24 protein-coding genes and 1 tRNA gene are annotated in these 25,331 nt (G+C 48.1%); all 25 read left to right on the plus strand.

The genetic code is table 11. The annotated features are described in order from the left end of the window. The first annotated feature begins 160 nt into the window (after positions 1–160). The 25 genes from B2U90_RS10445 to B2U90_RS10565 all read left to right on the plus strand — a co-directional run bounded on the left by B2U90_RS10445 (position 161) and on the right by B2U90_RS10565 (position 25,297). On the plus strand, positions 161–1,474 hold the full coding sequence (locus B2U90_RS10445; RefSeq protein ID WP_292017734.1) for an S-layer homology domain-containing protein: 1,314 nt from the start codon (positions 161–163) through the stop codon (positions 1,472–1,474). Between the two features lie 754 nt (positions 1,475–2,228). Next, the gene (locus B2U90_RS10450; protein ID WP_292017735.1) at positions 2,229–3,521 is read left to right on the plus strand and encodes an S-layer homology domain-containing protein; all 1,293 of its coding nucleotides are present in this window, start codon (positions 2,229–2,231) and stop codon (positions 3,519–3,521) included. A gap of 975 nt (positions 3,522–4,496) precedes the next feature. Then, positions 4,497–4,865 carry a type II toxin-antitoxin system RelE/ParE family toxin gene (locus B2U90_RS10455; protein ID WP_059075752.1) on the plus strand — a complete coding sequence of 123 codons (369 nt, stop codon included), beginning with the start codon at positions 4,497–4,499 and terminating at the stop codon, positions 4,863–4,865. Continuing rightward, positions 4,862–5,140, plus strand: coding sequence for a helix-turn-helix domain-containing protein (locus B2U90_RS10460; protein ID WP_059075753.1), 279 nt, complete (start codon positions 4,862–4,864; stop codon positions 5,138–5,140). The genes B2U90_RS10455 and B2U90_RS10460 overlap by 4 nt, the downstream gene beginning before the upstream one ends. A 697-nt stretch (positions 5,141–5,837) precedes the next feature. Then, positions 5,838–7,373 (plus strand): glutamine-hydrolyzing GMP synthase, encoded by a 1,536-nt coding sequence (gene guaA / locus B2U90_RS10465; RefSeq protein ID WP_292017736.1) that lies wholly within the window; start codon positions 5,838–5,840, stop codon positions 7,371–7,373. Between the two features lie 585 nt (positions 7,374–7,958). Then, positions 7,959–8,573: a dephospho-CoA kinase gene (gene coaE / locus B2U90_RS10470; protein WP_059075756.1), complete on the plus strand. Its 615-nt coding sequence runs from the start codon at positions 7,959–7,961 to the stop codon at positions 8,571–8,573. Between the two features lie 3 nt (positions 8,574–8,576). Continuing rightward, positions 8,577–9,152, plus strand: coding sequence for a lytic transglycosylase domain-containing protein (locus tag B2U90_RS10475; RefSeq protein WP_170087657.1), 576 nt, complete (start codon positions 8,577–8,579; stop codon positions 9,150–9,152). Between the two features lie 11 nt (positions 9,153–9,163). Next, positions 9,164–9,248 (plus strand) — tRNA-Leu (locus tag B2U90_RS10480). A 24-nt stretch (positions 9,249–9,272) separates the two neighbouring features. Further along, a complete protein-coding gene (locus B2U90_RS10485) occupies positions 9,273–9,950 on the plus strand; it encodes a hypothetical protein (protein ID WP_292017737.1) in 678 nt (225 codons plus the stop codon). A 133-nt stretch (positions 9,951–10,083) separates the two neighbouring features. Next, complete coding sequence (gene rimP, locus B2U90_RS10490; protein ID WP_292017739.1) at positions 10,084–10,542, plus strand: ribosome maturation factor RimP; 459 nt, start codon at positions 10,084–10,086, stop codon at positions 10,540–10,542. Positions 10,543–10,557: 15 nt separating this feature from the next. Continuing rightward, a complete protein-coding gene (gene nusA / locus B2U90_RS10495; protein ID WP_059075782.1) occupies positions 10,558–11,736 on the plus strand; it encodes a transcription termination factor NusA in 1,179 nt (392 codons plus the stop codon). Positions 11,737–11,745: 9 nt separating this feature from the next. Beyond that, a complete protein-coding gene (rnpM, locus tag B2U90_RS10500; protein WP_059075759.1) occupies positions 11,746–12,006 on the plus strand; it encodes an RNase P modulator RnpM in 261 nt (86 codons plus the stop codon). After that, positions 12,003–12,329 (plus strand): L7Ae/L30e/S12e/Gadd45 family ribosomal protein, encoded by a 327-nt coding sequence (locus tag B2U90_RS10505; protein ID WP_150824248.1) that lies wholly within the window; start codon positions 12,003–12,005, stop codon positions 12,327–12,329. Before rnpM ends, B2U90_RS10505 begins: the two co-directional genes overlap by 4 nt. Beyond that, on the plus strand, positions 12,326–14,797 hold the full coding sequence (gene infB, locus B2U90_RS10510; protein WP_059075761.1) for a translation initiation factor IF-2: 2,472 nt from the start codon (positions 12,326–12,328) through the stop codon (positions 14,795–14,797). Before B2U90_RS10505 ends, infB begins: the two co-directional genes overlap by 4 nt. A gap of 17 nt (positions 14,798–14,814) precedes the next feature. Then, positions 14,815–15,162, plus strand: coding sequence for a 30S ribosome-binding factor RbfA (gene rbfA, locus B2U90_RS10515; protein WP_059075762.1), 348 nt, complete (start codon positions 14,815–14,817; stop codon positions 15,160–15,162). A 5-nt stretch (positions 15,163–15,167) separates the two neighbouring features. Next, a complete protein-coding gene (locus tag B2U90_RS10520) occupies positions 15,168–16,112 on the plus strand; it encodes a DHH family phosphoesterase (protein ID WP_059075783.1) in 945 nt (314 codons plus the stop codon). After that, entirely contained in the window at positions 16,109–16,990 is an 882-nt protein-coding gene (truB, locus tag B2U90_RS10525; protein ID WP_059075763.1) for a tRNA pseudouridine(55) synthase TruB, read from the plus strand. The genes B2U90_RS10520 and truB overlap by 4 nt, the downstream gene beginning before the upstream one ends. Before the next feature lie 11 nt (positions 16,991–17,001). Next, complete coding sequence (locus tag B2U90_RS10530) at positions 17,002–17,949, plus strand: bifunctional riboflavin kinase/FAD synthetase (RefSeq protein ID WP_113855514.1); 948 nt, start codon at positions 17,002–17,004, stop codon at positions 17,947–17,949. 141 nt (positions 17,950–18,090) lie between these two features. Further along, positions 18,091–19,290, plus strand: coding sequence for a PLP-dependent aminotransferase family protein (locus B2U90_RS10535; protein WP_113855515.1), 1,200 nt, complete (start codon positions 18,091–18,093; stop codon positions 19,288–19,290). A 158-nt stretch (positions 19,291–19,448) separates the two neighbouring features. After that, entirely contained in the window at positions 19,449–20,636 is a 1,188-nt protein-coding gene (locus B2U90_RS10540; RefSeq protein ID WP_059075766.1) for a PLP-dependent aminotransferase family protein, read from the plus strand. Positions 20,637–20,712: 76 nt separating this feature from the next. Then, positions 20,713–22,539, plus strand: a complete 1,827-nt coding sequence (gene recQ, locus B2U90_RS10545; RefSeq protein ID WP_075582074.1) for a DNA helicase RecQ — start codon at positions 20,713–20,715, stop codon at positions 22,537–22,539. A 5-nt stretch (positions 22,540–22,544) separates the two neighbouring features. Beyond that, positions 22,545–23,336: a thymidylate synthase gene (locus B2U90_RS10550; protein ID WP_059075768.1), complete on the plus strand. Its 792-nt coding sequence runs from the start codon at positions 22,545–22,547 to the stop codon at positions 23,334–23,336. Then, positions 23,336–23,824 carry a dihydrofolate reductase gene (locus B2U90_RS10555; RefSeq protein WP_059075769.1) on the plus strand — a complete coding sequence of 163 codons (489 nt, stop codon included), beginning with the start codon at positions 23,336–23,338 and terminating at the stop codon, positions 23,822–23,824. Before B2U90_RS10550 ends, B2U90_RS10555 begins: the two co-directional genes overlap by 1 nt. Before the next feature lie 127 nt (positions 23,825–23,951). Further along, positions 23,952–24,149 carry a cold shock domain-containing protein gene (locus tag B2U90_RS10560; RefSeq protein ID WP_059075770.1) on the plus strand — a complete coding sequence of 66 codons (198 nt, stop codon included), beginning with the start codon at positions 23,952–23,954 and terminating at the stop codon, positions 24,147–24,149. A gap of 206 nt (positions 24,150–24,355) precedes the next feature. Beyond that, on the plus strand, positions 24,356–25,297 hold the full coding sequence (locus B2U90_RS10565; protein WP_059075771.1) for an ornithine carbamoyltransferase: 942 nt from the start codon (positions 24,356–24,358) through the stop codon (positions 25,295–25,297). The last annotated feature ends 34 nt before the right edge of the window (positions 25,298–25,331 follow it).

Genomic DNA, 25,331 nt, shown 5'->3' on the forward strand with positions numbered 1-25,331 from the left:
ATATTTAGTACGTGCTTTTTTGCACGTAAAATAGATGAGAATGTTAATTTATTGCTAAAAATAGTAAATGAGAGGAAACTAGGAACACTCGCCATTGAACTTTTTGTCAATAAGTTGCTTCTTGTCAGATACATATTTCTATCAGAAAAGAGGCTATCGAATGAAAAAGAAAATCATTTCAACTCTCGCTGCTACTATGGCTGTCGGTGCTACCTGCGCTTTCGCAGCGAATCCGTTTATTGATGTACCGACCGATTCCTGGGCTTATAAATCCGTAGTAGAACTCGCCGACGCTGGCATTATCCAAGGGGGAGACGGCTCCTATTTCCAGGGCGACCGCAACATCACCCGTTATGAAGCAGCTGAAATGACGGCTAAAGCGATGGCTCACATGGACAAAGCTTCCGTTGAACAGCGTGCCCTTATCAATAAACTGGCTGATGAATATGCTGATGAACTGAACAACCTCGGCGTTCGCGTATCCAATCTGGAAAAGAGAGTAGGCAATGTCAAACTTACCGGTGATGCGCGCATCCGTTTCCAGCATCAGAACGGCAATGATGATTATCGCAACGACCATTCCTGGGATTATCGTGTCCGCCTCCGGGCCAATGCCCAGGTCAATGACCGCACAACCGTAACTTATGGCATCAGCACCGGTGATATTAATTTTGGTGATAATAGTGCAGCATCAGGCGCCGATGACGACAATGGCGATACCTTCACAGATGATGCCAAAGTGGATTACAATTTTGGCGGCGACCGCTGGAATCTCAGCGTTGGCCGTACCGATACATATATCCTCGGTGGCGACAATGCCTACGGATTCCAGTATGGCGACGTATTTGACCGTGCCGAATTGAAATACACCAGTGATCACTTTGCAGCGACTGCCGGTTATGGTAAATTTAAAGAAGGCTATGCAGCTGATGATGCCGATGCAGAAGTGGTAGGCAATGGCCTCCTCGGTGTCAAGACCGGCTATGGCGAATTAGAAGGATTCTTTGGCGGTGGCCGTGCAGCTGGTTCGGCTGTTGGCGTATATTACAATGATTTCAGTGGCGGCGCGAAAGGCTTTAAAGCCGATGACCTCTGGGGAGCTTATGCCAGCCTGAATCTCGGTAAATGGAATGCATTTGCAAACTATGAAAAAATCAGTAATGACGTAACCGATGACCCGGAAGTATGGATTGGCAAACTGACCTATGGCAGTGCCGACAGCGAAACCCGCGGTACCTGGGATGCCTGGGTTGAATACATCAACTCCGACAGAGGAGCTCTCCTCGGCGGTGCAACCAACTCCTGGCGTGACGACAGCGTCCTCGATAACGTGAAATCGTGGGGCGTAGGCATCGACTACACACTGGCTAAAAACGTAGTCCTCACAGCAGCTCAGACCTTCGGAACTGAAGCCAAACATGGTTCTGATGATCCCGATGAATTTACCGACGTAGAAATCAACTTCTTTTTCTAAAAGAAATAGTGAACAAGCCGTGTGCCGAAATGGTGCGCGGCTTGTTTTTTTTACCCCTAAAATCAGCAATACAGGACCCACGACCGGTGACGGTTTCCATCCTGAATCGTCAGCGGGGCCGTCATATGCAAGGAGGATGGAGGGAGGCATAGCGGGGCTACGTTGACCGACGACGCAGTAGATGATGGTCACGCTGGCGAGGCAGGGAAAATAAGTCACTGGCCGTGGGTCCTAATTTATACGTTTAACCCTAAATCAATATGATGTAGATTTATATCTATGCAAAATTGGCATAAGCAATAGTTCCCGCTGGCAAAGTATGTGAAAAAAGTGGTTTTTGCTATGGCTTGTGAAGGGCATAACGATGGGACGGAGAGCGATTTTTTAACGGTTTATTTTACCGCCTGTTTTTGTTACAAATCCGATACAAATTTAAGAATGATTGAGATAAAATTTAATAAATTTTTAACTGCAAGGTTTACATTTACCTTGTAAAATGCCTGTAAAGCGCATGGTTGACACATTCTTTACGCCATTTTGACAAAAAATCAATCTTGGGGTATAATGTCATCAAGGTCGCAGGTGGGAATGTTCCCAGGCAGTGACTGAGATTGAGAGCAGACAAACTTATAGAAACCAGGGTAGTAAAAGAGAGGAAACTAGGACAACTCGCCAATGAACCCCTTGTGGAAATAAGTACAATGCTCGACCGTAATGAGTGGTAAAACTTATTTTTAGAAAAGGGGTAATTCACATGAAAACAAAAGTTTTAGCAGCTTTAGTTGCAACCATGGCTGTTGGCGCTACTTGCGCTTTCGCAGCTAACCCGTTCGTTGATGTACCGACCGATTCCTGGGCTTATAAATCCGTAGTAGAACTCGCTGACGCTGGCATTATCCAGGGCGTAGACGGCACCTACTTCCAGGGCGACCGCAACATCACCCGTTATGAAGCAGCTGAAATGACGGCTAAAGCTATGGCTCACATGGACAAAGCTTCCGTTGAACAGCGTGCCCTCATCAACAAACTGGCTGACGAATATGCTGACGAACTGAACAGCCTCGGCGTTCGCGTATCCAACCTCGAAAACAAAGTTGGCAACGTAAAACTCACTGGTGACGCTCGTATCCGTTATCGTTTCCAGAACAATGCGAAGGAAAACGATGATTCTTGGCAGTATCGTATCCGTCTCCGCGCTAATGCCCAGGTTAATGACCGCACGAAAGTAACCTACGGCATCAGCTCGAACAACCAGACTTTTAGTCAGAATGGTGCAGCTTCCGGCGGAGATACAAATGATGAAGATATCTACACGGATCTCGCTAACATCGATTACAACTTCGGCGGTAACAATTGGGATCTCATGGTAGGCCGTTACACTTATATCCTCGGTGACAAAGTTGGCTACCAGTTCGGTGATGCTTTCGATGGCGCTCAGTTGCAGTACAAGAATGACAAATTCAAAGCTATCGCTGGCTTTGGTAAGTTCAAAGAAGGCGATTTAGCAGGTGTAGCTAAGTTTGGTAATACAGCTGAAGTTGACGGCGTTAAGACCGGTTATGGCGAATTGGAAGGCTTCTTCGGTGGCGGTTCCTTCGCTGGCTCTTCTGTAGGCGCTTACTACAATGATTTTTATGGTCAGAAAGGCTTCACAGCTGACGACCTCTGGGGCGGTTTTGCAAGCTTCAACTTCGGTCAGAAATGGAATCTGACAGCTAACTATGAAAAGATTAACGACGATGCAACGGACGATCCGGATATGTGGTATGGCAAGCTCCAGTATGGCACAGCTTCCTTCGCAGCTCCGAAGTCCTGGGATGCTTGGGTTGAATACCTCAATGCTGAAGACGGCGCATTCCTCAATGGCTCTACTAACATGTGGAGATGGGCTGGCATGGATAACATCAAGACTTGGGGTGTAGGCGTTGACTACACATTTGCCAAGAATGCTATGTTCTCCGTAATGCAGTCCTTCGCTTCCGAAGCTAAAGATAACTCGAAGGATCCGGAAGAATTGACTCGTGCACAGTTCGTATTCGTATTCTAATCTGTACGGTGCGGAATCAAAAAGACCACTCGAAAGAGTGGTCTTTTTTTCGTTGGGAAAAGGGATAGTGGGAAAGGCCGTAGTTCGTTCGTTGCAGGTCATTCATCGAAGCCGGAAGGCCCGCAGGTAGTAGGCCGGTTTGACGGACAGAGTGTCTTTGCCGTCCCCGTGAGGGGAAGGAGGGCCACAAAGTGGTGGAAGGGGCTTTATTTCAATCCAAAGTCTTATTATGAGTCCGTTTTTACATGCGTTGATAAAGCCAGTTTGCAAGGTTGGAGCCAGTCCGGCATGCTACGTTTCTCGGACTCAGATACTGGAACTCAGATGATATAAAGCCCCCTCTGCCGAAACTACGATATTCATATATATCTGGCAATGTGCTACAATAGGGCACTGTGTTTCGGCATAGGCGAGGGCTCACGACTGGGGCGCTTTGCATCGGAATCATCGGCTATGGTGTCAGATACAAGGCGGAGGAAAGAGGCGTAGCGGGGCTACGTTGATAGACGACAACGCCGTAGATGATGCTATAGCCGGTGAGGCAGACAGAAGAAGTCCCCCGGCCGTGAGCCCCTACACACATTTGCGCGTCGCTACGCTCCTTCAAATGCGGTTCTCTGCCTAAGTCGGCCATTGGCGCCAGCTCCCGCTTCCCAGGGGAGCCATGATACACGGTGCTTCTAACCGACGATATATACTGATAGCTGGCTCGTCGAACTGGCTATTTTTTATACCCCAAATCAGCAATACAGAACTCACGACTGGAAGCGATTTCTGTTCTGAATCGTACAAAGTGGTTGCTTATAGACCGGAATTTTCGGTTTGTAGAAATGCCGATTCATCGAACTGCATGTTGTTATACATAAATATTAAGCATAGTGCCACAATGGCTTACATTAGAATAATCCTTACTCAAATCTTGCCTCTTGATAGCATTTATGCTATCATCTAAATAAGGGAATAAAGGAGATCATAATGTACAAGATTGAATTTTATGAGAACAAGCGTGGTGAATCAGAAGTCTGGGATTTTCTGGAAGCCTTGCGGGAGAAAAGCCAAAGCAGCAAGGATGCCCGTATTCAGTACAACCAGATTATCTTCTACATCGATCTGCTCGCAAAAAACGGCACCAATCTGCCGGTCAATATCACAAAGCATCTGGAAGAAGATATCTGGGAACTGCGTCCAGGAAACAACCGGGTCTTTTACTTCTACTATGATGAGAGCCAGTATGTACTGCTCCATCATTTCCGCAAAAAATCACAGAAAACGCCAAAACGGGAAATCACCCGTGCCAAGGCAGAACGTGACGATTACATCCGCCAGAAGGAGACAGAACAATGAGAACATGGGAAGATTATAAAAATCATGTAAAGGCAATCAGCGAAGAAGAACGCCACAATATGGAAGAAATTGAAGAAGTAAGCGACATTGTTTCCTCCATCATCCGGCGGAGACGGGAGTTGGGTATCAGCCAGCGCGCCCTTGCAGAGCAATGCGGTATCCCCCAGTCCTCAGTAGCCCGTATCGAAACGCTGAAGACAACGCCAAAGCTCGATACCCTCATCAAACTCATGCGGGCCCTTGACCTGAGACTCCAGGTAGCTACAGCTGGTTGACAAAATCAAAACGCAATAACATCCCCTTCATTATAGATACATTTACTGATTGGACTGTTGCAGATGCAGCAATCCAGGTCCTTATTTTTATTCACAGTTCTATTATGAGTCCTTTTTTGCGTGTAGTGTGATAAAGCCAGTTTGCAAGGTTGGAGCCAGTCCGACATGCTACGTTCTCGGATTCAGATACTGGAACTCAGATGATATAAAGCCCCCTCTGCCGTAACTACGATATTCATATATATCTGGCAAGGTGCTACAATAGGGCACTGTGTTTCGGCATAGGCGATTCACACACATTTGCGCGTCGCTACGCTCCTTTAAATGCGGTTCTCTGCTTATCACGGGGACGCCATGCTACACGGTGCTTCAAACCGACGATATATACTGATAGCTGGTTCGTCGAACTGGCTATTTTTTATACCCCAAATCAGCAATACAGAACTCACGACTGGGAGCGGTTTCTGTCCTGAATCGCTGGAAAGGGTGTCAGATACAAGGCGGAAGAAGGAGCCATAGCGGGGCTATGGTGACTGATGACAACGAAGCAGATGGCGCCCTTTCCGGCGAGGCAGGGGAAACAAGCTTCCAGCCGTGAGTTCTATACTAGTCACTCTATGTTACCTATGGTATAATAAAAAATAATCAAATGGAGGCAGCACAGGTTGTTTCCGGGAATGTATAAGAGGAGGAAGTAATGGATAACAAAGAACTTGTCATTGTTGTCGATTTTGGCGGACAGTATAATCAGCTCATTGCGCGTCGCGTCCGTGAAAATCATGTATACTGTGAAGTGTATCCGTATCATAAAGCCGTAGCTAAAATCAAGGAATTGCAGCCGCAAGGGATTATTTTTACGGGTGGTCCGGCCAGTGTATACGAAGAAAATGCGCCTAAGATAGAAGCCGACGTATTTGAACTGGGGATTCCTGTACTGGGGCTTTGTTATGGCATGCAGTTCATGGCCCAGACGCTGGGCGGGGAAGTGCGTCATGCCGACCGCCGCGAATTTGGCAAGACGGAAACCGACGTAGATACGTCGTCGCCACTTTTCAAAGGACTGGCGGAAAAGGAAATCGTCTGGATGAGTCACCAGGATTATGTAGCGGAATTACCGGCTGGTTTTTCTATCGTCGCTCATTCGGAAAACTGCCCTGTGGCAGCGATGCAGAATACGGAACGCAAATTGTATGCCATGCAGTATCATCCGGAAGTGCTTCATACGGAACATGGCAAGGAAATGCTCCATAACTTCCTCTTTGAAGTCTGCGGATGTACGGGATCGTGGACCATGGCCAATTATGCCAAGACGGCAATTGCCCATATTAAGGAAACGGTCGGCAACGGCAAGGTCGTATTAGCTTTATCTGGCGGCGTCGATAGTTCCGTTGCCGCGGCTCTGATTTCAAAAGCCGTAGGAAGCCAGCTGACCTGTATTTTCGTCGATCACGGCCTGCTCCGCAAGAATGAAGGCGATGAAGTAGAAGCAGCTTTCAAAGACAGCGGCATGAATTTTGTCCGCGTCGATGCTTCTGAACGCTTCCTGGGGAAACTGGCCGGCGTGACCGATCCGGAACGGAAGCGGAAAATCATCGGTGAAGAATTTATCCGCGTCTTTGAAGATGAAGGCCGCAAAATCGGATCTGTCGATTTCCTTGCCCAGGGAACGATTTATCCGGACGTCATCGAATCCGGTGCCGGCGATGCCGCTGTCATCAAGAGCCATCATAATGTAGGTGGTCTCCCGGCGGTTGTCGATTTTAAAGGCCTCATTGAACCACTCCGCAACCTCTTTAAAGATGAAGTCCGCGAACTGGGTGCAGAACTGGGCCTGCCGGATTATCTCGTATGGCGCCAGCCATTCCCCGGTCCGGGCCTTGCTATCCGCATTATGGGTGAAATCACGAAGGAAAAACTGGCTATCCTCCGCGATGCCGATGCCATATTCCGTGAAGAAATCGCCAATGCCGGCCTGCAGCGGGATATCAACCAGTACTTCGCCGTTTTGACCAACAACCGCTCTGTCGGCGTCATGGGTGATTTCCGTACCTATGATTACACGCTGGCACTGCGCGGCGTTACGACGACCGACTTCATGACGGCCGACTGGGCACGCATTCCTTACGATGTCCTCGATAAAATCTCCAGCCGCATCGTCAATGAAGTAGATCACATCAACCGCATCGTGTACGATATTACGAGCAAACCACCTTCCACTATTGAATGGGAATAATAGCGAAAATCCCCGCAAGCTGTTCACTAATAAGCAGCTTGTGGGGATTCTTTTTTTTGCATCTGGGAGCAGGAATGAATAAAAGATGTTTACCCCTTCTTCCCGTCCTTGTTCTATTCCTTCCCGGCGTTCCTGTGCTAATAGTGCTGTCAGTTTCATATATTCCCGCCTCGTTTCTCTTTACTTAAAAATGATTATACCATGAATAGTTTAGCCTTGTGAACGGCCCGGGATCACCAGCTTTCCTGAAGAGACTTTTCGCTAACGACCTTGTATGTTATAATCATGATATATTTGAAAATAGAAGTTGTTTATGTGAAGCGTGGTGTCATTTATGTGGCTGCAAAGTTTAACCGGAGGATGTTCGCTATGCTATGTATGAACAAGGACGCAGTGTAACGAGAGAACGCGCGAATTGAATGGTGATGGTGGACGGACGACCAGCCGTAATGCTAAGGAACTTATGGATTATGCTGCCTGCCTTCAAAAAAATATTCGGAATGGCAATTAGAATGGGAATATGAGATTATTAGTCTGTTTTTTATAAGAAAGGTCTGGCGGATATTTATGAAAGGGGAGGACGGTATGTTTCAGATTGGGCTTACGGGAGGTATTGCTTCGGGGAAGAGTACAGTTGTGGCCATGCTGCGTCAGCTGGGGGCGGGAATCATCGACTGTGACCAGATCGCCCATGATGTCGTCCGGCCCGGGTCGGAAGGACTGAAGGCCGTTGCTGACGCCTTCGGACCGCATACGTTGTGCGCAGATGGCACGATGGACCGGGCGTATATAGGCCGCGTCGTTTTTGGAAACAGGGAGAAAAAGGCGCAGTTGGAAGGCATTTTATTTCCTCTCATCCAGCGGGGAATCAATGATACAATTGAAATAATTGAAAAAAATAAAAAAAATCCGGTCATTTTCCTTGACATGCCATTGCTATTTGAGATAAAATACAACACGTACGTTGATGAAGCATGGCTCGTATATGTGGATCCGGCGACGCAGCTTTCACGGCTGATGGCGCGGAATCACTATACACGGGACGAAGCAATGGCACGCATCCATGCTCAACTTCCTATTGATACAAAACGGTCATTGGCTCAGGTTATCATCGACAATACTGGTTCTTTGGAAGATACAGAAGAACAGGTGCGGTATGAGTGGCATGAACTGATGAAACGGATTCAATCTGGGGAGTAAGCTGTGAGACGGAGAAATAATACAAAGGTAAAAATTGTAGCAGCTGTATTGGTTGCCTGTTTCTCTGCGTCGTATTTCTTTACCTGGAAAGACGATGTAATGCGTAAAATCGTATATCCTCTGCAGTATGACTATATGGTCAGACAGTATGCCTATGAAAACCATGTGGATCCGGCGCTGGTAGCGGCAGTGATTCTGGTGGAAAGCAAGTTTGACCGGTCGGCCTCGTCTCACCGGGGTGCCAGCGGTCTGATGCAGATTATGCCTGATACAGGCAAATGGATTGCTGAAAAGATGGGGATGGAAAATTTTCGTCCTGCCCAGCTGAACGATGTACAGACGAATATCAGGATGGGTACCTGGTATCTGGCATATCTTCTCAAAGAGTATGATGGCAATGAAGTTTTGGCTCTGGCAGCGTATAATGCCGGACGCGGCCATGTCGATTCCTGGATGGATGAATATGGCTGGGACAAAAACTTTAAAAAAATTGAAGAAATACCCTTTACAGAAACGAGAGAGTATGTTAGAATAGTCTTGTTGAACGAAAGGCAATACAAAAAACTGTATAACTTTTAATTTCTTTTTATGCGGTTGTGGCGGAATGGCAGACGCGCTGTCTTCAGGCGGCAGTGATCATCGATCGTGTGGGTTCAACTCCCACCAACCGCACCATTTTTTTGCCCTATGGATGATACATTGATTGAAACAGTCAAACAATGGAATATCACTTCGAGTCTCCCACTTCAGGTGGGAGATTTTAAGTTAACGGCAGAGCAGCACATGGTACAGGATCATGGGAAAGATAAGGAATACCTGATTTTTCTATATACGAATGACGATAATGGCTGGACCGTACGGGGGACAATCAATCCGGAAACGAATGAATTATTTGTCCGTACGGATATTGGAATGCTGGAGTTTGCGCTCATTGAATTTATTACGGAAAATTTTGAAAGTTTTCGTAATATGGTAGAATCCCGGCTCCCGGAGCTGATCCGGACGTATTATGTAGATCGGGAAGAGAATTTCAGTGTATTGTTGAAGGATAAAGGAATCACGACGGTGGACTGGGATGACTTCCTGCCGAAATCATATGCCGGTTTCAGGCGGCTGATCCGTCCCAATGATGCCGTGCGAATCATTAATGGGTCGTATATGATCCTGGCTTACTATGATGGAGCGACGCGTAGCGGTTTGTCACTCATGTACAACATACTCCGGGATGATTTTTTTGCCGAACGGCGGATACATAATTTCCCCAATCTGGTACATGATTTTGACAGCAGTGATCTGAAGCTCCTGAAAAAAGCATTGCAGGAACGTCTCCTGCCTGTGCTGGACTCCATTGCTGCTGATTTAAAGGCGGCAGAGTGAGCGTTTTTCATTGTCAGAAAACGCTGTTGGTGGTATACTTTAGTTAATTAGATGTAAACTTTTCTAAGAGTGGGTGGAAGCCCACTCTTAACTTTTACTTGCAGGGTTTCGTCGGGAAAGATACAGGTGAATTATGAGACGCGAACATATTGAAGAACTGGTAGCTGAAGAAGTTGAAAAAATCATTGCCGGTACGGCATTAGAACTCGTCGATGTGGAATACGTCCGGGAACGGAACTGGTATTTACGGGTTTTTATTGATAAGCAGGGAGGCGTCGATCTGGAAGACTGCCAGGCCGTCAGTGAAAAACTCAGTAAGATACTGGATGAAAAAAATCCCATCAGTGACAATTATCTTTTGGAAGTATCTTCCCCGGGACTGGACCGGGTCCTGAAAAAGGAAAAAGATTTTATCCGTTACCAGGGCCGCGATGTCGATATTCATTTCTTCAAGCCCCATAATGGAACGAAACTTCTGACCGCTGTGCTGAAGGGCAGGGAAGGCGATGTCCTGACAGTCAGCCATGATGAAACGGAAGAAACATTGGACATGAAAGATATATCCCAGATACGGTTACATATTGATTTTTAGTGGAGGTACATGAAAGTGAACAAGGAATTACTCAATGCGATTGCCTATTTGTCCAAAGAAAAGGGCGTTTCTGCCGATGTCATCTGTGATTCGCTGGAAGCGGTCCTGATTACGGCCTATAAAAAAGAGCCAGATGCCAATCCCAACGCCGTCGTAGAATTAAACCGCCTGACTGGCGATTATAAAATCCTGGCTCCTAAGACGGTAGTGGAAACGGTAGAAGATGAAGACGCCGAAATTTCTCTGGCCATGGCCCAGATCCTGGACCCGGAATATTCGGCAGGCGATGTCATCAATGTCAATGTGACGCCCAAGAATTTTGGCCGTGTCGCTGCCCAAGCAGCCAAACAGGTCATGATCCAGCGGCTGCGTGAAGCCGAACGGAGCATCGTCTACGATGAATTTTCCAACCGTCAGGATGACATCATCACGGGAATCATCCAGCGTATCGAACAGCGCAATGTCTATGTTGATCTGGGGAAAGCAGAAGCGGTCCTGCCCGTTTCCGAACAGATTCCGACGGAAACGTATACGGTCGGCCAGCGTATCAAGTGTTATGTGGTAGAAGTACGCAAGACGACCAAGGGCGCCCAGATTCTCGTTTCCCGGACACATCCGGGCCTGTTAAAGCGCCTCTTTGAACTGGAAGTTCCGGAAATTTATGATGGCGTCGTAGAACTGAAATCCGTTGCCCGTGAACCGGGCCGCCGGTCGAAAATTGCCGTCTATTCCCGCGATGAAAATGTGGATTGTGTCGGCGCCTGTGTCGGTCCGAAAGGAGTACGGGTGCAGAATATTGTGACAGAACTGCAGAATGAAAAAATAGATATCGTGAAATGGGATGAAGATCCGGCTGTCTACATTGCCAATGCCCTGAGCCCGGCAACGGTGGTTTCGGTAACGGTTGATGAAGCGGAAAAGACCTCTAACGTCGTCGTTCCCGATTACCAGCTGTCCCTGGCTATTGGCAAAGCCGGTCAGAATGCCCGTCTGGCGGCTAAGCTGACCAACTGGAAAATCGATATCAAGAGCGAAAGCCAGGCTGCGGAACTGGCGGAACAGAAACAGGATGAACCGGCTGGCGAAGAGCTGGACGGTGATGACCTGTTAGCCGACCTGGCCATGCCTTCTGCTCCGGAAGCAGAAGATGCAGCAGTTTGCGATGTGGAAGCGGACCAGCATACGGAAGAGTAGGTGAGGACCATGAAAAAGAAAAAAATTCCCTTGCGGGTCTGTGCCGGCTGCCAGGAACAGAAGAGCAAAAAAGAGATGATCCGCATCGTACGCACGCCTGAAGGAGATGTCGAAATCGACAAGACAGGGAAGAAATCCGGGCGCGGCGTGTACATCTGCCAGAATCCGGAGTGCCTGGAAAAGGCCTATGAGGAACACAGGCTGGAACGTTCTTTAAAGACAAAGGTGTCTCCTGAAATTTATGAAGAACTCCGCAAGGATCTGGAATGACAGGGCAGGAACGGATCGGCAATCTTCTGGGCCTTGCCTGTCGGGCACGGAAGACGGTGTGTGGTGATTTTGCTGCAGAAAATTATTTGAAGAAACATGCAGTGCCGCTCCTGTTTGTAGCCAGCGATGGCGGTGAGAATGCAGAAAAATACCGCCGCATTGCAGTGCGCAGGAATATAGCGGTTGTAGATATATATACGAAAGAAGAACTGGGCAGAACAGTCGGGAAGTCTCAGAATGTGGTAGTATTATTGACGGACCGGGGATTTGCCAAGGCGATAGATGACGTGATACAGGCGATGAAGAAGGGGGCAACCAGATGACGAAACGAGTATATGAAGTGGCAAAGGAGTTGGGCGTATCGGCCAGCGATATTATTAAAACTCTGGGAGAACATAATATAAAGGCAACGAATTTTTCTGGTGTAGATGATCAGGCAAAGCGTGTACTGGATAAGGCATATGCGCCGAAAAAAGAAAATACTGATGCTCATGGCACGAGAAAAAAGGCGGCTATGCAGGCTGGGAAAAATAACGGCCAGAACGTCCGTAAAAATGAACAGAGACCAGAAAAGAACAACAAGAACCGGAATAACCGCCCGCAGAATAATCAGGGACAACGGCCGGAAACAGAAAAGGGAAATGTCAGAAAAGAAGGACAGTCCCGCAATAATTTCAATCGTCAGCAGCAGAATATGAAGAAGACTCAACAGACTAACCAGAATCATCAGGGCAATCAGAATCCCAATCACAAAGGGAATGTGAATAGTAAAAACGGCAGTCAGCCGGCTCGTGAAAATGATACGAAGCGTACGAAGTATTTTGGCCACAGTCAGCAGAATAATACGGGACGCAATGACAACCGGAAGAATAACAAACATTCTGGTCCGTCCGGTCATAATGGCAAGAACGCATCAAACCAGAACCGGCCTCATACGCTTTTGTCCAATGTCCTGAATAAAGGCAAGAATAAGAATAAACGGAATAAGAACCAGCATGGTGGCCAGAATGTGGCTATGCAGGATACGTCGGCGAAAAAGAAAAATTACCCGACGTCTATCGAACTTCCGGAAACGATTATCGTCAAAGATTTTGCCGAACGGCTGGGCCGCGAAGTCAGTGAAGTCATTAAAAAGCTGCTCATGGGCGGCATTATGGCTACCATCAATCAGGAAATCGATTATGATACAGCTTCGCTGATTGCCGATGAATTTGGCGTCGCCGTCACGAAGGAAGCACCGCCGGAAGATCCTACGGAAATCGAAGAAATCATCGATCCGCCCGAATCTCTTCAGCCGCGTCCCCCCGTCGTCACAATCATGGGCCACGTTGACCATGGCAAGACCAGTCTGCTCGATGCTATCCGCCAGAGTCATATCACGAGTCATGAAGCAGGCGGTATTACCCAGCATATCGGGGCTTATCAGGTCCGCTATGAAGGCAAGAAAATCGTATTCATGGATACGCCGGGGCATGAAGCTTTTACGGCCATGCGTGCCCGCGGTGCCCAGGTAACGGATATTGCTGTCCTCGTCGTTGCCGCCGATGATGGTGTCATGCCCCAGACGATTGAATCAATCAACCATGCCAAATCGGCTGGTGTCCCGATTATCGTTGCTATCAATAAAATCGATAAAGAAAGTGCCAATCCCCAGCAGGTCATGCAGCAGCTGACGGAATATGGCCTGATCAGTGAAGAATGGGGCGGCGATACGATTATGGTCCCCGTTTCCGCTCATAAGAAAATCGGCCTGGATGATTTGCTGGAAAACATCCTGGTACTGGCAGAAGTACTGGATCTCAAAGCCAATCCTAACCGTCCGGCCCAGGGCGTCGTTATCGAAGCCAAACTGGATAAAGGCCGCGGTCCTGTAGCCTCCGTACTGATCCAGAAAGGGACGCTCCACGTAGGCGATACGATTATCGTCGGCTCCTGCTACGGCAAGGTGCGGGCCATGACCAATGAACGGGGCGAACGTGTCAAGAAAGCAGAACCGTCTATCCCGGTAGAAATCCTCGGTCTGAATGATGTACCGGAAGCCGGTGATATCCTCGATGCGACGGATGAAAAGACGGCCCGTTCGGTTGCCGAAAAACGACTGGAAAAGAAACGGTCGTCTGAACTGCACGTCAATGCCAAGGTTACGCTGGATGACCTGTTCAATCAGATTCAGCAGGGCGAATTGAAAGAATTGTCCCTCATTGTCAAGGGGGATGTACAAGGGTCCGTAGAAGCGCTGAGCCAGTCGCTCATGGCCATCAAGAGTGATGAAGTCCGCATTTCTATCGTTCATTCCGGCGTTGGAGCTATCAATGAATCGGATATTATGCTGGCGTCGGCATCGAATGCCCTCATCATCGGTTTCAACGTCCGCCCTGATGCATCGGCCCGCAAGGCTGCGGAACATGAAAATGTCGATATGCGTACGTACCGGGTCATTTATGATGCCATCAATGATGTTGAAGCAGCTATCAAAGGGATGCTGGAAAAGAAATACGAAGAACATATTACCGGACGGGCAGAAGTACGCAAAGTCATTACGACTCCCAAGGTCATTGTCGCCGGTTCTTATATCAAAGAAGGCAAAATCTCCAGCACATCCAAGGTACGCCTGATCCGCAATGGCATCGTCGTCCATGAAGGCGAAGTAGACGGCCTGCGCCGTTTCAAAGATGATGTGAAAGAAGTTGCCGAAGGGTATGAATGCGGTATCACGCTGGAAAATTACCGCGATATCAAGGAAGGCGACGAAATCGAAGCGTACGAAATGGTAGAAGTCGAACCGGAATAAAGTGAGGGAAGACAACTATGGGAGAATTACGAGTACGTAAAATACAGGAATTCATCAAGCAGGAAGTTTCCAATATTATTTTGCGGGAGCTGAAAGATCCGCGCATCGGTTTTATCACCGTAACCGATGCACGGATTACAGGCGACCTGCGGGAAGCGACCGTATATGTCAGCCTGTTTGGCAGCGATGCCGAAAAGGCCGATACGCTGAAAGCACTGAAAAGCGCGAATGGATATATCCGTTCCGAAGTCGGGAAAAGGCTGGGAATCCGCTATTCGCCGACGATTGAATTCAAAGAAGACACATCCCTCGATTATGGGATGAAAATCGATAAGATACTGCGTGATATAGAAAAGAAGGACTGATGTCCATGAATATTACACCAGAAGAAATCCGCCACCTGCTGCAGCATTACAGCCATGTCCTGCTGACGGCCCATGTCAATCCCGACGGGGACGCCATCGGGTCCCTGGTGGCCATGCAGGACTATCTGGAGCGGATGGGCAAGCAGGTCGTCACCGTCATCGATGATGACATTGACGACAAGTTTTTCTTCCTGCCCGGTGTCAGCCTGTTTAAAAAGCCGGCTGCTGTCCATACGGATGATTCCTGGCTGACCGTTATCCTCGATGCGACGTCAGCCGACCGCTGCGGTGCCGTTGAATCACTCATCCATGGGGATGTACTGAATATTGATCACCATATTTCCAATGCGCATTTTGCCCGGTACGAATATATCCGGCCGGAATGCGCGGCGACGGGAGAAATCCTGACACAGCTTTTTCTTACATGGGGCGACGGGGTGAACCAGCCGGAGGCCATGGCTCTGTACATGGCTATTGCAACTGACAGCGGCTTCTTTAAATTCAGCAATACGACAGGTCATACATTGCGCATGGCAGCCTCTCTTGTCGATGCCGGTGCCATGCCCCATGTCATTTCGGAACATCTGGAAGCCCAGTCTCTGGTAAAGCTTCACGCCCTTTCAGAAGTGCTGAAACATATTGAATTATTTGGCAACAACAAAGTGGCGGGCATTACATTTTCACCGGATGTCCTGAAATATACGGGAGAACATACAGGCGGGTATATTGACTATGCCCGGACAGTCAAGGGCGTCGATATAGCTTTTACGGTGAAGTATATCAGCGATGAGGAAACGCGGGTCAGTCTCCGTTCCAAACAGGCGGATGTCAACGCCATAGCGTCTGTTTTTGGAGGGGGCGGTCATGTCCGTGCGGCTGGATGTACTATCGGTGCGCCTCTGGAAAAAGCAAAAAAAATGCTTATAAAGGAAATTTTAAAAGCTGTATGATACAGGGAATTGTCAATGTGTTAAAACCGACTGGCATGTCCAGTCACGATATAGTAAGTCAGATGCGCCGCATCTACCAGATGAAAAAAATCGGTCATGCCGGTACACTGGATCCGCTGGCGGCAGGTGTACTGCCTGTGTATCTGGGACAGGCAACGCGGCTCATCGAATATGGAGACAGCGATACGAAGACGTATCATGCGGAATTTCTGCTGGGAATTGCGACCGACACAGAGGATATTACCGGACAGGTCGTAGACCGGAAGCCCGTTCCTGCTGTGAGCGCCGTGGACATGACAGCGGCGCTGCAGCATTTTATGGGGCCGATCAAGCAGACGCCATCGCGGTATTCCGCTATCAGTATACACGGCGTGAAGGCTTATAAATTAGCCCGCAGCCATCAGGATTTTACCCTGCCGGAACGGGATGTGACGATACATGATATACGGCTCCTATCCTGGCAGGAACGCCGGGGGACGCTGGCCGTGACCTGCTCCAAGGGGACCTACGTCCGTTCTCTGGTCCGGGATCTGGGCGAGTATCTGGGAACCTGTGCCTGTATGTCTTATCTGGTGCGCGTACAGGCCGGCGTGTTTACTATCGAAGATGCGGCGACGCTGGAAGAACTGACCTGTGACCCGCTGCGCTATGTCCTGCCGGCAGATGCTTCTATGGGAGCCGTACGGAAGGTAACTCTGTCCCGGGAAAACTGCCTGTATCTTCTTCAGGGCAGGCCTGTTCCTTTCGCCGGACGGCAGATGACGCATGGTGAAATCCTGCGTGTCTATACGGACCGGGGCGTGCTTACGGGGATTGCCCGTTTCGATAAAGAACATCATGTCATCCGCCCGCACAAAATGTTTGCGGATTCATTGTGAGGTAATCGACGATGCAAGTATTTCATTCTTTTGAAGAAGCGCAAGACTACACGGCAACGGTAGTCGCTCTGGGAACCTTTGATGGCGTACATCTGGGGCATCAGATGGTCATGAAGACGGCTATTGATACGGCGCGCAGGCTGCAGGCCAAAGCTGTAGTCGTGACCTTTGCAGCTCACCCGCTGTCCGTGCTGTGTCCGGAAAAGGAACCGGCGCGCCTGGCTACGGTAAAGCAGAAGGAACGGTATATAAAAGAACTGGGCCTGGATGGTCTCGTCCTTTTGCCCATGAATCGTCACCTCATCGATGAATCACCGGATGAATTCTGCCAGCAGCTGCTGGATTATCTGCATCCCAAATCGGTAGTAGTGGGAGCGAATTTTACTTACGGCGCCAGGGCGGCAGGCAACACGGAAACACTGCGTGACTTTATGGATGGCCATGGAGTTCCCGTACAGGTGCTGCATCTGCTGGAACGGCCCGGCCGGGCGACGCCCATCAGCAGTACGGTCATCCGCAAACTGGTCCTGCTGGGTCACATGGAAACGGCGGCCAACCTGCTGGGCAGACCTTTTGAAATCGAAGGGATGGTCGTGGAAGGTGACCGGCGGGGACGGCTTATCGGCTTCCCGACGGCCAATATGGAAATACCACCCCGCATGGCTATGCCACCGGATGGCGTGTATGTAACCGAGGTATTCGTCGATGGTGCGTACCGGCCGGCTATGACCAATATTGGCGACAATCCGACTTTTACCAATCAATACCGCCGGATAGAAACGCATATCATCAACTGGCAGGGAGACATATATGGCAAATGCCTTTGCGTCCGTTTTTATAAACGGCTGCGCCATGAAATCCCCTTTCAGACGACGGAAGCGCTCCAGCGTCAGATGGAGCAGGACCAGGTTGATACGCTGAATTATCTGGATGATAATGACAGGACTTGTTTTAAATGACAGGTCCTGTCATTTTTAATCTGCTTTTAATCTGATTTTAATTTAATTCTCATCTGAGTTAAATTGAATTTATGTCATAACAATGATATAATTAAAGCATAGATAAAGGTTGCGTTCAGTTTTGCGAAGGAGTGGTAGAGTATGGAATACAAATTTTCAGATCTTGCAAATGGATTAAAAGCTTCGGAAATACGTGAACTGTTGAAATTGACAGCCCAGCCAGAAATTATCTCTTTTGCCGGCGGTCTTCCGGCTCCGGAATTATTCCCTCTGGAAGAATTAAAAAAAGTAGATATTGCTATTATTGATAAGGAAGGGAAAGCGGCTGTACAATATGGCACGACGGAAGGATATGTACCACTGCGGCAGCATATTTGTGAACGGATGAAAAAATCATTTATGGTCGATTGCGGAATCGATGAAGTCTTTATTACGTCCGGGTCGCAGCAGGGCCTGTCGTTCATCCCTCAGATTTTTATCAATCCTGGCGATATCATGCTCGTTGAAAGTCCAACCTACCTGGGAGCACTCAACGCATTCAAACTGTGCGGACCTAAATTCGTAGAACTTCCAACCGACGACAAGGGCGTCATTCCCGAAGAATTAGAAAAAATCCTGAAACAATATGGCGATAAGATCCGCCTGGCCTATGTCATTCCTGAATTCCAGAACCCGACAGGGGTAACATGGCCTATCGAACGGCGTAAAGCGTTCATGGAACTCATCAACCAGTACAATTTCCCGGTCATTGAAGATGACCCGTATGGCGAACTGCGGTATGACGGTGACAAAGTTCCGTCCCTGAAATCGATGGATACGAAGGGGAATATCATATTCCTCGGCTCGTTCTCGAAGATTATGATGCCAGGTCTGCGCGTAGCCTGGATGGTAGCCGACCCGGCGATTATCGATAAATGCGTTAAATACAAACAGGCAGCTGACCTGCAGACATCGTCCTTTGCACAGCGTCAGGTATCTTTCTTCCTCGATATGTTCGACATCGATGCCCATATCAAAGATATTTGTGATCTTTATGGCAAACGCCGCACACTTATGCTCGACAAGATGAAAGAATACTTCCCGGCAGAATGCAAATTCACCTATCCGGAAGGCGGTCTCTTCACTTGGGTTGAACTGCCTGAAGGTATGGATGCCAAAGAACTGATGCCGAAAGTACTGGAAAAGAAAGTAGCTTATGTACCGGGCGGTGCTTTCTATCCGAATGGCGGAGGAGAAAATCACTTCCGCATGAACTATTCGTGCATGCCGGAAGACAAGATTGTAGAAGGCGTAAAACGTCTGGGCGATGTACTGAAAGAAGAAATTGCCAAAATGAAATAACGACTGAACGCAGAGAACAGGGCAGGGAGAAAATCCTTGCCTTGTTTTTGTATACGTATTACTTTTTGCCATCACTGGAATTTTGTAATTTGCAATCTCTTTATGTTAGTGTTATAATTTGACCACTGGGGAGTAATATTAACATAGGGGTGATTTACATGACAAAATTTTCTGATTTTGCAAACACATTAAAAGCTTCTGATATTGCGGAACTGCTGGAACTTACGGAAAAACCGGAAGTAATTTCGTTTGCAGGGGGGCTGCCGGCACCAGAATTGTTCCCAATCGAAGAAATGAAGCAGGTCGATCAGGCTATTTATGAAAAGGAAGGCCGCAAGGCGGTTCAGTATGGTACGACAGAAGGGTATGTACCACTGCGCGAAGAAATTGCCAAACGGATGAAGAAGTCCTTCTTCGTTGACTGCGAAGCAAAAGATATCGTTATTACGACGGGTTCACAGCAGGGCCTGTTTATCCTGTCGCAGATTCTCGTCAATAAAGACGAAACGATTGCTATGGAAAGCCCGTCTTATATGGGTGCCATCATGGCCTTTAACCCGGTAAGACCTAACTATATTGAAGTACCGACGGATGACAAGGGCATTATCCCGGAAGAGCTGGATAAAATCCTTGCTACAGATAAAAGCGTCCGCATGATTTATGTTATTCCTGAATTCCAGAACCCGACAGGTATCACCTGGCCAGTAGAACGCCGGAAAGCATTTATGGATGTCATCAACAAATATGATGTCGTGGTCGTCGAAGACGATCCCTACGGTGAAATCCGTTATGACATTGAAAAACTGCCGTCCCTGAAGTCCATGGATACGCAGGGAAAAGTCGTATTCCTCGGCTCGTTCTCCAAGATTTTCATGCCGGGCCTGCGCTTGGGCTGGACTATTGCTAATCCGGAAATTATCGATAAATTCGTCAAATTCAAACAGGCCGTCGATCTCGGCACTTCGACCTTTGGTCAGCGCCAGGCCGCATATTACTGCCAGATGTTTGATATGGATGCCCACATCAAAGAAATCAACGCATTATATGCCAAACGCCGCGACCTCATGTGTGAATCGATGAAGAAGTACTTCCCGGAAGAATGCAAGTTTACCTATCCTCAGGGCGGTCTCTTCACGTGGGTTACCCTGCCGGAAGGTATGGACGCCAAAGAATTGATGCCGAAATGTCTGGCAAAAGATGTAGCGTATGTACCGGGTGGTATTTTCTATCCCAATGGCGGCAATGGCAACCACTTCCGCCTCAATTACTCCAACATGCCAGAAGACCGTATCGTAGAAGGCATCAAACGGCTGGGAGAGGTGCTCAAAGAAGAATTATCGAAATAATCCGTGAATTTCTGGAAGGATTCATGATCAAGGGCGTGCCTGTGGCATGCCCTTTTTTTAGAGAGGAGAGATAGTTTTGCGGCCTTTAGATGTCCTGAAACAGTATTTTGGCTATTCATCGTTCCGCCCTGGACAGGCGGAGGTCATTGCCACGATCATGGAGCATCGTGACTGCCTGGCCATTATGCCGACGGGAGCCGGAAAATCACTTTGTTTCCAGATACCGGGATTGCTGATGTCCGGCCTTACACTGGTCATTTCTCCCCTCATTTCATTGATGAAAGATCAGGTAGATGCGCTGCTGGCACAGCATATACCGGCCGTGTTTATCAATAGCCAGTGCACACTGGAAGAGTCGAGACAGCGGTTTTCAGAAATACGGAGTGGCCGGGTCAAGCTCGTCTACATTTCTCCTGAACGGCTGCAGAATGAATTTTTTACGAGCTTCATGCAGTCTATGCCAATCGATATGGTCGTCATCGATGAAGCTCATTGTGTATCCCAGTGGGGTCATGATTTCCGGCCCGGGTATTGCGCTATCCGCCCGTGGATCGAAGCACTGCCTCACCGTCCGGTGGTGGCGGCCTTTACGGCGACGGCGACTCAGAAGGTAAAAGAAGATATGATGAACCTCCTGGGCCTTCAGGATGAACGGGTCTTTATCGGCGGGTTTGACCGTCCGAATCTGTACTTCCGCGTCGTCCGCAATACAGACCGGACTTCTTTCATCCTGTCCTATCTGGCCCGGAATAAAGAGGACAGCGGAATCATCTATGCGGCGACGCGGAAAGAGGTAGACCGCCTGTACAAGGAAATAAAAGCACGCGGGTTTGCCGCAGGGCGGTATCATGCCGGTATGACCGATGGAGCGCGCAAGAAGGTACAGGAACAGTTTACCTATGATAAAATTTCCGTCATTGTAGCAACCAATGCCTTTGGCATGGGCATCGACAAGAGCAATGTCCGGTACGTCATTCACTATCAGATGCCAAAAAACATCGAAAGCTATTATCAGGAAGCGGGCCGGGCCGGACGGGACGGAGCTCCCGGAGAATGCATCCTGCTGTATAACCGGCGTGACATCATGATTCAGAAATTCCTCATCGAAAACTCTGTCCATTCACCAGAACAGCAGAAAAAAGAATTGCAGATGCTGAACGCCATGATTGAATATTGCGAAACCCGTCACTGCCTGCGCCAGTATATTCTCCGGTATTTTGGAGAAAAACCATCCTGGGACCGCTGTGAACATTGTGGCAATTGTGATCAGGAAGTCGTCCAGGAAGATACGACCCAGATTGTCCGGCCGATTTGCCTATGTATCGACGAGGTGAAAGGGCGTTTTGGAATGACGATGGTCTGTGATATACTAAAGGGGAGTATGACTGCCCGAATCCGCCATTATGGTTTCCAGCGCTGTACGAGCTTTGGCATGCTAAGCAATTATGCGGCCAGAGAAATCCGCGATATGATCCGGCAAAGTCTGGAAGATGGATTCGTGCAGCAGTCCGAAGGGCAATACCCCGTCCTTTCTCTGACTGCTGACGGACGGGATGTATTGAAAGGCCGGAAACGGGCTATACAGGAAATTGCCATCGCGGCAGAAACAGAACCGGCGGCCCGGCCGGCGCGGAAGAAAAAATCTGTATCTGAATCTATCGATGAAGAAGCCTGCCGGCCCCTCTTTGAGGTACTCCGGTCAGTTCGCATGGATCTGGCAAAAAAAGAACATATTCCGCCTTTCGTCATTTTTTCCGATGCCACACTTTGGGAAATGGCAGCCAGCCGCCCCGTATCGGAAGAGGCGATGTCCCGCATTAAAGGGGTAGGTGAGTTCAAGCTGCATAAATATGGCCGCATTTTTTGCCAGGCTGTTCAGGATTTTCAAACTACACAGAGGTGATGTACATGAGTTCAGCCGATACACAGTATCTGGATATGGTAGAACGGATTTTAAAACAGGGATATTACTCGAATAACCGCACAGGGATACCGACGTATAAACTTCCTCATCAGATATTTCAGTTTGACCTGGAAAAAGAATTTCCCATTCTGACTACGAAATTTGTTGCGTTTAAGACGGCCGTAAAGGAGATTCTCTGGATCTGGCAACTGCAAAGTAATGATGTACGGGAGCTGCAGAAGATGAATTGCCATGTCTGGGATGAATGGATGCGCCCTGATGGAACGATTGGGAAAGCTTACGGGTATCAGATACGTAAATACAAGCAGGTAGATCATTTGCTGGATATGCTGCGTCATGACCCGCAGAACCGGCGGATGATTGTTACGCTGTGGAATATAGATGACCTTCCCGACATGGCATTGCAGCCTTGTGCCTTTCAGACGTTGTGGGATGTCAGCGACGGACGACTCAATTGCATGCTGGTACAGCGCAGCGGCGATATGGGACTGGGCGTACCGTTCAACATGACGCAGTATGCCGTACTCATCCATCTCATTGCCCAGACGGTTGGCCTGAAGCCGGGACTGTTTACCCATGTTATCAATAATGCCCATATTTATGAAAATCATATCGATGCGATGAAAACACAGCTGTCACGGCGCAGTCAGGCTTTTCCGGCGCCCAGGCTCTGTATTAATCCCGATATTCACGATTTCTACCAGTTTACTATTGATGATATCGCCCTTGACGGATATCAGCATTTGGGTAAATTACCAATGGAGGTGGCCGTCTGATGCTGCACATGATTGCTGCTGTGGATAAGGCGCGGGGAATTGGAAAAGATAATCAGCTGCTCTGCCACTTGTCTGCCGATTTAAAGCATTTCAAGAACCTGACTATGGGGCATACAATCATTATGGGACGGAAGACCTTTGAAAGTCTTCCGGGACTGCTGCCGGGGCGGCCACACTGGGTGCTGACCGGACAGAGGGATTATGAAGAAACTCATCCCGGCATCACCGTATTTCACGATATGGATGATATGGTACGGGCTGTCCGGACTGGTGAGGAGTATTTTATCATTGGCGGTGCTTCCTTATACACGGAATTCATGGGGCGTGCTGACAGCCTGTATCTGACGGAAATTGATGCGGAACTGCCGGCAGATACGTTTTTTCCGCCGTTGGACCGGACGCGCTGGCAGGAAGTGGCAAGGGATGCCCATGAGGCAGATGAACGCAATGCTTATCCCTTCTCTTTTGTTCATTATCTGCGTAAATAAAGATTTACATTATGCTTTTATGTCATAATGAAAATAAGAAATTGGTTGACATTGAATGTTTGGTATGATACACTACCTATTAGAGCTAGAGAATAGCTGCATTTGTTTTTTTTAGGAGGATTTTGTTATGCACGGTAAAGTAAAATGGTTCAGCGCAGAAAAAGGTTATGGCTTCATTGAAAGAGAAGATGGCGGCGACGTTTTCGTACACTTCTCCGCTATTCAGGAAGACGGCTTCAAATCCCTGACAGAAGGTCAGGAAGTTGATTTTGATATCGTAGATGGTGCACGTGGTCCGCAGGCTGCTAACGTAGTTAAAGCCTAATCGAGCGCTTTCAGGATATAGACCTTTTAACCGGTAACCTCATGGTTGCCGGTTTTTTTTTAGAGTGAAACGGGAAAGATAATATGCAGATGAATTTTACTGCATATTTATTGCATAAAAACTTGAAATATACACGCTTATATGCTATGATATACACATATTCAAGAGAATATACAGGATTGATTGCATATGGAGGGTGAATATATATGAAACACGTCAACAGTTTTGCCGATTATACGGCGGATGAATTAAAAGGCATATTACTTCTGGCAGAAAAAATTAAACAGAATCAGCAGGCTTTCTCTCATTTACTGGATGGGAAAAAGCTGTATACTCTGTTTGAAAAGACATCGAACCGGACATATTTATCGTTCAATATCGGGATGGAAGAACTGGGTGGCAAGTCGTATAATCAGCTCTGGAAAGACAGTAATTTTACTATTGGCGATCTTCCCAGTGAAGTTAAATACGTAGGGCGTAACGTGGACTGCATTATGGGACGTTTCAAAAAATCGGAAACGACCCATGGTTTCATGGATGCTTCGATTGTTCCGGTCATCAACGGCTGTGATAATACGTTCCACCCGACACAGGCGCTGGCCGATATGCTGACGCTGTATGAAAAGACGGGTCATTTTGATGTCAAAGTCTTGTATATTGGAGCCAAGAATAATACGTATAATTCCCTCAGTGAAATTGTTACCATGCTGGGTGGCAAGATGTATGGCCTGACTCCGTTCAGCCAGGTCATGGGCGTCGGTGATGAGTTCTACGAAGGCCTCAAGGCTACAGGTCATTATGAAGAACTGCCTGACAATATCAGTAAGGAAGATTTGAAAAAAGTCGTTGCTGAAGTCGATTGCGTCTACACTGATACGTGGGTCGATATGGAATTTTTCACCAATCCGGACTATGCGGAAAAGAAAAACAAGATTATCGGCATGATGATGCCCTATCAGATCGATGCAGACCTGATGGCAGGTACGGATACGATGGTATTCCACGATATGCCGATTCATCCGGGCTATGAAATTACCCAAGATGTGATGGAACAGCATCTGGAAACGATTCTGGATGAAGCCGAAAACCGCCGCCATGCCGAAAAAGGTCTTCTCGTATACCTCATTACCGGTAAACTTGATTGGTAAATCCTTATATTTGCAATGCCTCTATAAGCCGGAA

The organism is Megasphaera sp. UBA4233, from assembly GCF_002395615.1.
Taxonomy (GTDB): Bacteria; Bacillota; Negativicutes; order Veillonellales; family Megasphaeraceae; genus Megasphaera; species Megasphaera hexanoica.